The 10939-nt window shown below is 47.7% G+C and carries 8 protein-coding genes and 1 pseudogene; 7 read left to right on the top strand and 2 right to left on the bottom strand.

Features of this window, described 5'->3' with window-relative positions; all coding sequences use genetic code 11:
* From H6F50_RS15760 to H6F50_RS15735, 6 genes and pseudogenes are all read left to right on the top strand, one after another.
* A pseudogene (locus H6F50_RS15760) lies at positions 1-654 on the top strand (DUF11 domain-containing protein); the annotation flags it as partial.
* The gene (locus H6F50_RS15755) at positions 654-818 is read left to right on the top strand and encodes a hypothetical protein (RefSeq protein ID WP_190429419.1); all 165 of its coding nucleotides are present in this window, start codon (positions 654-656) and stop codon (positions 816-818) included. The pseudogene H6F50_RS15760 and the gene H6F50_RS15755, both read left to right, overlap by 1 nt.
* 115 nt (positions 819-933) lie before the next feature.
* Positions 934-4329, top strand: a complete 3396-nt coding sequence (locus H6F50_RS15750) for an isopeptide-forming domain-containing fimbrial protein (RefSeq protein WP_190429418.1) — start codon at positions 934-936, stop codon at positions 4327-4329.
* A 39-nt stretch (positions 4330-4368) separates the two neighbouring features.
* The gene (locus tag H6F50_RS15745; RefSeq protein WP_190429422.1) at positions 4369-4983 is read left to right on the top strand and encodes a pseudouridine synthase; all 615 of its coding nucleotides are present in this window, start codon (positions 4369-4371) and stop codon (positions 4981-4983) included.
* A 223-nt stretch (positions 4984-5206) separates the two neighbouring features.
* Positions 5207-7519 carry a serine/threonine phosphatase gene (locus tag H6F50_RS15740; protein ID WP_190429417.1) on the top strand — a complete coding sequence of 771 codons (2313 nt, stop codon included), beginning with the start codon at positions 5207-5209 and terminating at the stop codon, positions 7517-7519.
* Positions 7520-7596: 77 nt separating this feature from the next.
* Positions 7597-8871, top strand: a complete 1275-nt coding sequence (locus H6F50_RS15735) for a protein kinase (protein ID WP_190429416.1) — start codon at positions 7597-7599, stop codon at positions 8869-8871.
* On the opposite strand, the gene H6F50_RS15730 is transcribed toward H6F50_RS15735, so the two are convergent.
* Positions 8868-9089 (bottom strand): DUF4327 family protein, encoded by a 222-nt coding sequence (locus H6F50_RS15730; protein ID WP_190415607.1) that lies wholly within the window; start codon positions 9087-9089, stop codon positions 8868-8870. The two genes, H6F50_RS15735 and H6F50_RS15730, sit on opposite strands and share 4 nt — an antisense overlap.
* A 312-nt stretch (positions 9090-9401) precedes the next feature.
* Between H6F50_RS15730 and H6F50_RS15725 the strand changes: the two genes are divergently transcribed.
* Positions 9402-10286: a lipid kinase gene (locus tag H6F50_RS15725; protein WP_190429421.1), complete on the top strand. Its 885-nt coding sequence runs from the start codon at positions 9402-9404 to the stop codon at positions 10284-10286.
* 23 nt (positions 10287-10309) lie between these two features.
* On the opposite strand, the gene H6F50_RS15720 is transcribed toward H6F50_RS15725, so the two are convergent.
* Positions 10310-10939: Uma2 family endonuclease (locus H6F50_RS15720; protein ID WP_190429415.1), on the bottom strand; the 630-nt coding region annotated here is incomplete at its 5' end.

Below are 10939 nucleotides of genomic sequence, written 5' to 3'. Positions count from 1 at the left end.
TCGGTTACAGATGCCATTCAAGGGAATGGCGACTTGCCTCAAATTGTAGATGATGGAATTGATCAAGGAAACCTTGCCAATACTGGAGATGATGATCCGACTGTGCTAACGGTTGCTTCCCCTGGGAAAGGGAATCTACGTTTGGTGAAGCGAATCACATCTGTGACTAGAAACGGTGCGCCCCTGAGTGGGATTAACTTCAATAGTTTTGTAGATGACCCAAATAGCGACAATGACAATGCAGCTGGCTGGTCGCAACTGTCGCCACTAGGAGTTTCCACCATAGCCGCTGAAACAGCTTTGAGAAGCGGCGACGAAGTCGAGTACACGATTTATTTTCTCTCTGATGGGACGGCTCCAGCTAACAATGTTAGATTCTGCGATCCGATTCCAACAGGAACAACATTTAGTGCTGACAGTTTTGGTTCGGGTGCGGGGATTTCGGTGAATCGCGCTGGGACAATTGCCACTCGGACGAATGCTTCAGATACAGATGAAGGAACATTTTTCTCGCCACTTGCTCCTTTACCTGCGGGCAATGCTTGTCCTAATCAAAATAATGCTGATGGAGCGGTAACTGTGAATTTGGGTAATATTTCCAATGCAACGGGTAGCAACTATGGTTTTACCCGCTTCCGCGTCAAAATAAACTAATGGGTACCAATATTTTCATCCATAAGCCGACTATAGGCGCAGCAGGGGTACCTCCTAAAGCGATCGCTGCATTTGGGTCTACCAAAAGATGTATTCTCGATTATGATTTCTTCAATTTGCACTCAAGGGATAAATTAAGCGCGATCGCTTTGGGCGAGGTATAGAAAACTAGAGGCGCTTATGCCAAGCTGTTCTCTATCCATCATTTTCAACTCAGACACCTACCAAGGTGGTGCCTCATTTAGTATTAATTGTTTCCACAACTGACGCAAGTAAACCGTGAAATCTCTGGGTAAGCATCTGACTGCGATTCTTTCTCGCCAGCGCACGCTATTTTTAACTGGCAGCACTTTCCTATTATTAGCAGCCAGTAGCTCGCAGGTAGCTGCTCAAAGAATTTTAGTTGACGAAACTTTTAAAAACGCTAGCGCCCTTAATTGGGTTGTTGGTAACGTTCCGCCAGCACAGGATTTTAGTATCAACCCTTGCCTAACAGCAACAACAATTGGAGGTAGTTATCCAGATCCTTCTGGGCCAGTTTCACTCACAGGCTGTAGAGACGATCCTCCTATAGATCCGCCAGGAGAAGGAGTGCTCAGATTAACTTATGCTGTTCCCAATCAATCTGCGTTTGTTTTCTACAACTTATCAATTCCTTCAACACAAGGTTTAAAAATCAGCTTCGACTATTTTGCTTACGGCGGTACTGGAGCTGATGGAACGGCTTTCTTTTTATTCAATGCTAATACCCCCACTTCTGCTCCAGGCGGTTTTGGTGGTTCTCTGGGCTACGCTCAGCGAAACGATCAATCGGGAGTTAAAAATGGAATTCCAGACGGATATGTGGGTATTGGATTAGACGAATTTGGCAATTTTGTCAATGATAGTCAAGGTCGCGGTCAAGGCTGTACTCTATCGCCTTTTGGTAATCAAGAAAGAGTTACCAAAGATCCCGTAGAAAGAGTGGTTGTTAGAAGTCCAGGTAATGGTCAGCTTGGCTACTGTTACGTGGGGCATGGCGATGTGCCGGGAGGCTTGTTTGTCGACCAACCTACTCGCCCCTCTGCAAAACGAGTTGAGATTACCCTAGATAGATTGAACCGGATTTCAGTTACCGTAAACGGTGTCCCGATTATTACTAATATCCAGTTACCAGCTCCACCTACTGCTGGTTTTAAGTTAGGTTTTGCCTCTTCCACAGGAAGCTTGAATAATGTTCATGAAATTCAAAACCTGAAAATTATCACCCCACCGCCTGACCTAAGTATTACTAAAATTTCAGGAGGCAATTTCACCGTAGGTCAGCAAGGCGGTTACACGTTGAGGGTGCAGAATTCTCCCTCAGCTGGCCCCACCATCGGCGGCACGCTTGCCAACCCTACTAACAACCCTATCACCGTAACCGATACACTTCCTGATGGTCTCAGCTATGTCTCAGCTACAGGCACAAACTGGAGCTGTTCGGCATCTGGGCAAGTTGTTACCTGCACCTATAGCCCTAACCTTGTAGCTGAACCAGGGGAAGTGCTGCCAGATATCGTGTTAACGGTTAACGTCAACAGCGCCGCAGTTCCAAAGGTGACGAACTCTGCCATCGTTAGCACGCCTGGAGACGACCCCAACGATCCCAATAACCCTAATGGGAGCAATAACACTAGCAGTGTGGATACTACAGTTATTCAGCCTCCCCCCGATTTGAGCATTGAAAAAACTCACACGGGTAACTTCATTGTAGGTAAGCAAGGAGTTTATACCTTGAGCGTGAGAAACTCGCCTACATCTGGTGCTACGACGGGCACTGTCACAGTAACTGATACACTCGCTACCGGGCTTAGTTTTGTCTCCGCTACTGGTACCAATTGGAGCTGTTCGGCGTCAGGGCAAGTTGTTAGCTGTACTTATACTGGTGGCGTCGTAGCACCAGGAGAAAATTTGCCAGCGATCGTCCTGCGAGTTAATGTGGACAGTGCAGCGACAGGAAATATTACTAACTCTGCTACTGTTACCACGCCTGGAGACGAGCCGAACGATCCTAATAACCCTAATAAAGCCAACAATACAGCTAATGACCCCACAACGGTTAATATCGGTCCGATAACGTTCAAATCCGTCCGCTTTTTGAGAGACAACGACAACACTGGAACGCTCACATCTGGCGATGATATTCAATACACCATGATTGTCGAGAATCCCAGCAGCAATACAGCAGCAATCACCGGAGTAGTAATTAGCGACACCATCCCTACTCAGTTACAGGTGTTACAAGATGGTTCTAACACGGTAACTATTGACTCAGGCTTTGTGCTTTCCCCCAGTTTGCCCAGCTCTAGCTTTAATGGCACTGGCAATTCCGTGACCTTTACCCAACCGGGAACGCTAAACCCCGGTAATAGAGCAACCCTCACCTTTAACACCCGGATTCTACCTAACAGTGCCAGTCCTGTTGCTAACCAAGGCAGCGTCAACTATACGGGAGATGCTGGTACTCCCGTCCTCACAGATGCCAGTGACTCTACTAATCCTACTGAGCCTGGTTCCGGCGTCAACCCCGGCACTCCAGGAAGTGTCTCCTCTGGCGGTAATGTGAACCAACCTAATGATAGTAATGCCGACCCGACGATTATCAACTTTGTTACTCCCTTGAATCCCTCCGGTAGCAAATCGGTGCGTTTAGCCGTAGACGCGGATGGCAGCGGCTCTCTCACCAACGGGGACATATTAGAGTACACCGTTACTTACACCAACAATAACTCCACTACCGTAATTAGTAACTTTCTAGTAATTGACCCCTTGCCTAGCAGTTTGAGTTTCGTACCGGGCAGTTATATTTTCACAGCTACTAACGGTTTTGCCGCTGCCAACAACAATACAACTGTGACAGCTAATCTTAATTTCAACGGTACAACAGACACTAATCTGAGCAATCCTAATGCCACAGGGCAACTTGGTGCAGGTGGGGGTAGGGTAACAATCAAGTTCCGCGCCAAAGTGGTAGCTGCTGCTGGAACGTCGATTAGCAACCAGGCCCTTGCTACATTAAATGGAGGGACATTACCTCCTGGTAGTTCCTATCCTACCGATGCGGTGTCAGGGCCAGGAGACTTAAATCAAGGCACTGGTGGTGGCAACAATGACCCAACACAGCTAGTAGTAGCTGCTGGTGGTCCGGCGCGTCTGCGGTTGGTGAAGAGAATCACGAGAGTAAATGCAACGCAGTACGCTAACTTTGTCCCAGCCGAACCTGCCGATCCCAATGAAACAGCTTTTCCTAACTTTGCTCAACTGTTATTGGGAGTTCCAAAGCTAGGGGGAAATACACCTTTAATAAGTGGTGATGAGGTGGAATACACGATTTATTTCCTATCTGATGGTGGTAGCCCAGTCAATAATGTCAGATTCTGCGATGCGATTCCTACTGGAACAACTTTTATCTCTGATAGTTTTGGTCTTGGTGCAGGTATTTTGGTGAATCGAGCAGGAATAACTGCCTCTTTAACTAACGCAGCGGATGCTGACGCAGGGACATTTTTCTCATCTCTTGCTCCATTGGCTGCGGGTAATGCCTGTCCTAATCAAGGTAATCCTGACGGTGCAATAATTGTAAATTTAGGTAGTATTTCTAATACCGCTAGTAATAACTTTGGTTTCGTGCGCTTTCGGATAAAAATTAACTGAAGGAAATTACAATTTAAAATCTTAAATTTGAAATCATAAATTAGCGTGTACCGATATCTAATTTTTTACAAGCCTTATGGCGTCTTAACTCAGTTTACGGACAACACTCCAACTGAACAGAAACGCAGCACGCTGAAAGATTACATTCTCGTCCCCTCAGTTTATCCAGTCGGTCGTTTGGATTGGGATAGTGAAGGATTGCTGCTGTTGACGAATGACGGGCGAATGCAGCATCGCTTGAGCAATCCTCGCTTTGGACATCCCCGGACTTACTGGGTGCAGGTGGAACGTATTCCGGATGAAGAGGCGCTGAGACATTTGCGCGAAGGCTTAGTCATTCAAGATTACCGGACGCGAAAGGCATTGGTGCAGTTGTTACCCGATGAACCACAACTACCACCTCGCGATCCACCGATTCGCTTTCGCAAGAATGTGCCGACAGCATGGGTGGAAATGACTTTGACGGAGGGACGGAACCGGCAAGTACGACGGATGACGGCGGCGGTAGGGTTTCCGACGCTGCGGCTGGTGCGAGTTGCGATCGCTCACTTGTCTCTTGTGGGTCTAGAACCCGGACAGTGGCGCGATCTAACTTCAATTGAGTTAGAACTATTAAAGAAGCTGTGTCAAACTGATGCTAGCCGCATTCAGTAGTGATGAGTTGCGATCGCTATCCACTGAGCGATCGCGTAATGTAGACGTAGCACGAATCATTGAGGGTGCAAGACGTGCGTATGGCATCCCCGTCTGCTAACGCTGACCTTAAGACTTCTACCCGTTGAAGTTGGAAGCTTCGATTGTGACGTGGCAAACTAGATCGCAGTTACTTTGTCTCCCTTAAGTTAAAACACCACACGGGAATCGAGGAAGTTCCGCCATGCTTGTCTGTCCCCAGTGTCAGTTTGAAAATCCAAATACCAACAAGTTTTGTCAAAAATGTGGAACTTCCCTAACCCACAAAGTTTGCCCTGAATGCACAACTCAAGTGCCATTTAATCTCGTAGAGTGTCCCAAATGTAGTGCCACGACGGGAACGGTGTGGTGGGCAATTCTCTCGAAAGATTTAAACTCGCAAGTCGCCGCAGCCGCCACTCCCATGCTTGGGCAGGAAGCGGCAACATCTGATTCTCGCGAAAATATGGAAGTTGCAGAGAGCGCCCCGACTGCTGAAACAACACCGCCGTCACCGGCTGCGGCTTCAGACGCAGCTACAATGCCAGCAGACCTTACAGTTGAAGTTGACCTGGACGGGGCAACTGTACCCTTGCCAAACGCTTCAGGGGCCGGGGAGTTGCAGGCAACCTCTTCACTAGAGGAAAACACTTTGTCAGCAAATTCTTCAGCTTCTACAATGTCACCCTCCGCATCTGTTTCATCAACAGATGCTCAGACTCCAATGGCGGAGAACGAATTAACCGCCTCAAGTTCGGCTGCGGACACTTCCACACAAACAACCCCTGAAAATAGCAGTAGCGGGGAGACTCAATTAACGCCACAGGTTGTATATTTAGACCCTCAACAGCGTTATCAATTGCTAGACTCCCTACCGACCAATTCGGACAGCGCTGAGGTGATGGTGAGAGTTTTGGATTGCCAGCCGTTCCAAAAAGCTCCGCTGACCGCCATTATGGAGCAGCTACAAGGTGCTGAAGCAGCGAATGCTGCAAGTAACTCAGAATCGATGTCTTCTGCGGCGGAATCGGTCAAAAACCGTAATTTTATTGACCAGACGCTGAATGTAAATTCTTTAGCCGCCAAAAGTATTCCCAATATTGCACAAGCATATTTGGATTTACAGAATAAGTTGTCCCCGACTCTGCCAGCGATTCACGATGCATGGCAGCAGGACAGAACTTCCGTTGTACTGCTAGAAGACCGTTCCCAGTGGCCTCTCCTTAATGACTTGGACAATGATGCTCAAATTCCGCTGTTGCAGATTTTGTACTGGCTAGATGAAATGACGAAATTGTGGGTAGCACTAGAACCCTGGCAAATGCGTCAGAGTCTGCTGGAGCTATCAAATCTGCGCGTAGATGAAGATCAGACACTGTGCTTGCAACGCTTATATAAAGAGCCAGCCAACGCAACCCTCTCACTCGAAAATTTGGGGCAAGTGTGGCAAAAATTATTTGAACTATCAGGGCGATCGCAATTAGATTCTCTGGATCAACTATTGGTTAACCTACAAAGCGGCAAGATTCAAACCCCCTTAGAGCTGAGAGCGCAGCTACAAGCGATCGCTCAAGAACAAGAAGATTCTCAAACCTCAAAAACTCGGATTCAGCCGCCCCTCACCTCAGAAGATCGCGTTCCTGACACCAGCGAGGGCGATGATATGCCTACCATCATCCTACCGATGCAGTTGCTCAGTCTCGACGATGCGGGTACCACGGATATCGGGCGGCAACGCGAACACAATGAAGACAACTTCGGCATCAACACAGAAGTTAAAAAGCAGGAAACTCCACTAGGTCGAACCGTCCAAGCGCGGGGGCTGTATATTCTCTGCGATGGAATGGGAGGACACGCTGGGGGCGAAGTAGCAAGTGTGATGGCGGTGGACACCGTCAGGCGCTATTTCCAAGACAATTGGCAAAACCGTTTACCAACAGAAGACCGCATTCGAGAGGCAGTGCTTTTAGCCAATAAAGCGATTTTTGATATCAACCAACAGCAAGAACGCTCTGGCTCTGGACGAATGGGGACGACCCTTGTCATGGTTTTGATTGAGGATACGAAGGTAGCGATCGCTCATGTTGGGGATAGCCGCCTGTATCGTCTCAGCCGCAAACGCGGTTTAGAACAAATTACAATCGACCACGAAGTGGGTCAACGGGAAATCCAGCGCGGGGTAGACCCTGCCATCGCCTACGATCGACCTGATGCTTACCAGCTGACCCAAGCTTTGGGACCGCGAGACGAGAATTTTGTCCGTCCTGATGTCCAATTTTTGGAACTCAATGAAGATACTTTATTGCTTCTGTGTTCCGATGGTTTATCAGACAACGACCTCATAGAAACTCACTGGCAAACTCACCTTTTGCCTCTCTTAAGTTCTAGAGCCAACCTAGATCAGGGTCTTTTGCAACTCATTGACCTCGCCAATCAGCACAACGGTCACGATAACATCACAGCGGTGGTTATCCGAGCGAAAGTGCGACCAAACCTGGATCAACATCAGATGTTTTAAAAGTTTTGAATTTTGAGTTTTGAGTTTTGAATTCAAACTTAAAACTCAAAACTTAAAACCAATAACTCAAAACTATTATGGTTACGCTGACCCTTCTCGATCCCTCGTCTACCTCTCCGCAGCAGTGGAACTTCCAAAGAGCCTCCACGATTCGGATTGGTCGCGCCCCTGATAATGACGTAGTTCTGAATGATGGCATGGTTTCCAGGCACCATCTAGAACTTCGGAGAGTAGGCAACTCATCTAGTAGCAACGGAGGCACCCCATCCGTCCAATGGTTGTTGGTCAATCAAGGCACGAACGGCACCTTTGTCAATGGCATCCTGATTTCTCAGGGGATGGTATCAGATGATTCCCTCATTCAACTGGCGCGAGGAGGCCCGGTACTGAAATTTCAACTCAGTAGCACAGAAGAGCCAGCAACCCTCTCTCAGAAGTCCGGAGAAAGGGCACGCAGTATTCCAATCCCACAGCCAGCAGTCAGTTCTGAAGCAGCTTGTTCTCACGCCGGAAATCCGCCGGGGAATTTGTTCTGCATCCACTGCGGGCAACCTCTAGTAAAGATACATCGCCACATCCGTCAGTATCAGGTGTTGCGGACGCTAGGACAAGGAGGAATGGGCACCACTTACCTTGCCTGGGACCCTGAACGTTTGCGCGGGGAGGCTCTCGTGGTGTTAAAGGAAATGAATGCCGATATGGCACAAAATTCTAAAGCCAGAGAACTCTTTGAACGAGAAGCTCGTACCCTCAAGACACTGCATCATTCAGGGATTCCGCAGTATTATGACTTTTTTGTAGAGGCTGGCAAGAAATACCTGGCAATGGAGCTGATCCAAGGCGAGGATTTAGAAAAGCGCATCTATCTAAAGGGGCCAGTACATCTTAAACAGGCGATTGAGTGGATGATTCAAGCCTGTGACATCTTGGGCTATATCCACAGTCAAGATCCGCCCCTCATTCACCGGGACATTAAACCGGCAAATTTGATGGTGCGCTTTCGGGACAATCAGGTGGTTGTTTTGGATTTCGGGGCAGTCAAAGAAATTGGCACGCCACCAGGCACACGCATTGGTGCCCCAGATTATAGCGCCCCAGAACAAGATCGGGGTCAGCCAGTGACACAATCAGATTTATATGCAATCGGGCCGACCCTAATTTTTCTATTGGGTGGTGAAAGCCCCCAAAAGTTTTATAAACGAAAGGGGATGGGTTACAGATTCAATGTCGAAGGGATGCCGACAATTACACCCCAACTGCGGATAGTGATAGAGAAAGTGACAGAACCCCGACCGAGCGATCGCTATCAATCAGCATGGGAACTTTCCCAAGCTTTAACCGCCTGCCTTTAATCCTCGTCTTCCCAAGCTTCAACCGCCAGCAGTTCGCTGACTGGATCTTGCATGGTAAATCCAAATTCCAACAGTTCTTTTTTCCAGTAAGACCACTCATCTCCATAGAGGAGAGCGATTTTCCAGAGTTTATCTGTGGGCTTGATAATATTCGATGTTACAAGTGAATGCATTTGACGCTGCATTTTCACCATTGGGTGAATTACTTGCTGAGTCATAGGGTCTAGAAATCAGTTTTGTAAATACTACGAAGTAAAAAAGCTTCCCGCTTCTGAGATTTAATGCGTAGAATTCTATGCGCTAGGGAAGCAATCCTTTATCCTTGTAGCGTATATTAGGGTGTTCTGGCAAGTGTTTTGACAAGTTTTGTACGGAAATTACTACCGTCGCATCCCCTAAGAGCGATTGGAAGCTCCTTTGCAACACAACTAGACAGTATCGCAGGCTGCAATCGGAAGCATATACTTGAGGCTGGGAGGATTGGGGTAATTTCTTTATACCAATGACCGATTTCCCTCAAAACAATGCAAATGAGTCAGCGGGCATTGCTATTAGTGAATCCGAATGCTCGACGAGGTCAAGACGCCAGACGGCAAGCAGTTGAACAATTGCAACAACTGGGTTTTGAACTAGTAGAGGAAAAGAGTGAAAATCCCAAGCAGTTTTCTGAACTTATTCGGAAACACTGCCAACAGGTTGATTTGGTCATCATTGGGGGTGGAGATGGCAGTGTCAATGCAGCAGTCGAAGGATTGCTAGATACTGACTTACCTTTGGCAATTTTGCCTTTAGGCACCGCCAATAATCTGGCAAGAACCCTAAATATTCCCCAGTCGCTGCCAGAAGCTTGTCAAATCATTGCCAATGGTCAAATTCAACGGATTGACTTGGGCTGGGTGAACGGACAGTATTTTTTCAATATTGCCAGTCTGGGACTGAGTGCAGAAGTAAACCGCAGAGTCTCCAAAAGATTGAAGCGGCATTGGGGCGTTTTTGCTTATATTGCTACAGCAGTGCAAGTTATTTCGACTGTGCGACCGTTTTGGGTTGATATCCACTGGGAAGGTCAGTCTATCGAAGTCAAAACTTTGCAGATTACGGTGGGGAATGGTCGCTATTACGGCAGTGGCTTAGTGATTGCGGATGATGCCACCATTGATGACCAAAGGCTGGATCTGCATAGTTTGGAAATTCAGCATTGGTGGGAAACCCTGCCGTTGGTATTTGCTGCTTTGCGGGGAAAATCTGCGATAGGTAGGGGGGTGCGTACCATCCAGGGTAAAGACATTGAGTTATATACTCGAAAACCTTATCCAATTAATACCGATGGGGAAAGAACAACGGAGACGCCAGCCCGATTTCGGGTGATTCCACAAGTTCTATCGGTTTTTGTGCCGTCATCTAGCAAAAGATAGATAGATAGGGTAAGAGCGATGGCTTACTCTAGATCGATACCGAGCGATCGCAGTCGTTCAGCCAATCGTTCGGCGCGTTGTCGTTCTTGTTCTAGTTGGGATTGAGCCTGTTGAGCTTGCGCTTGAGCTTGCTGAGCTTGCACTTGAGCCTGTTGAGCGGCTTCTTCTGGGGTCGGTACGCGATCGCCTTCTGGAGTAAAGTAGCGTAGCTGTCCCTGTTCTACGCCCAGATACAAGCCTAGCTCCTCACTCCAACGCCAGCCCTTTTCATTTGGGGCAATTTCCTGATATTGATTTCCCATCAATCGAAAACCTTGAAATTCCAGCGTATCTGGGGAAAACCAGAAATATTCCGGCGTGCGGAAGCGGTCTTGATACAAGTCTTTCTTCAAACTGCGGTCTGTCGTGGCGGTAGAAGTTGATAGCAACTCGATAATCAAATTGGGATACTTGCCATCTTCTTCCCACACCACCCAAGCATTGCGAGGATGTTTTTGAGTTTGCTTGACTAAGAAGAAATCGGGACCCCGAAAATCACGATTTCTCAGTTGTTGCCGACTAAAATAAATCGTGAGATTGGCACCGATAAAAAAATCCTCTCTTTCGCGCCACAGCCATTCCAGACAAGTGACAAGCAACAGCAGTTGCATATA

This window comes from Coleofasciculus sp. FACHB-712 (genome assembly GCF_014695635.1).
In the GTDB taxonomy this organism is placed as follows: Bacteria; Cyanobacteriota; Cyanobacteriia; order Cyanobacteriales; family FACHB-T130; genus FACHB-T130.
Note: the sequence above shows the minus strand (reverse complement) of the source record. Positions and strands in the feature narration are given on the sequence as shown.

Bases quoted from the DNA above. Each gene is read 5' to 3' on its own strand.
- H6F50_RS15755 (WP_190429419.1), top strand. From the start codon at position 654: ATGGGTACCAATATTTTCATCCATAAGCCGACTATAGGCGCAGCAGGG.
- H6F50_RS15735 (WP_190429416.1), top strand. From the start codon at position 7,597: ATGGTTACGCTGACCCTTCTCGATCCCTCGTCTACCTCTCCGCAGCAG.
- H6F50_RS15730 (WP_190415607.1), bottom strand. From the start codon at position 9,089: ATGACTCAGCAAGTAATTCACCCAATGGTGAAAATGCAGCGTCAAATG.
- H6F50_RS15725 (WP_190429421.1), top strand. From the start codon at position 9,402: ATGAGTCAGCGGGCATTGCTATTAGTGAATCCGAATGCTCGACGAGGT.
- H6F50_RS15740 (WP_190429417.1), top strand. From the start codon at position 5,207: ATGCTTGTCTGTCCCCAGTGTCAGTTTGAAAATCCAAATACCAACAAG.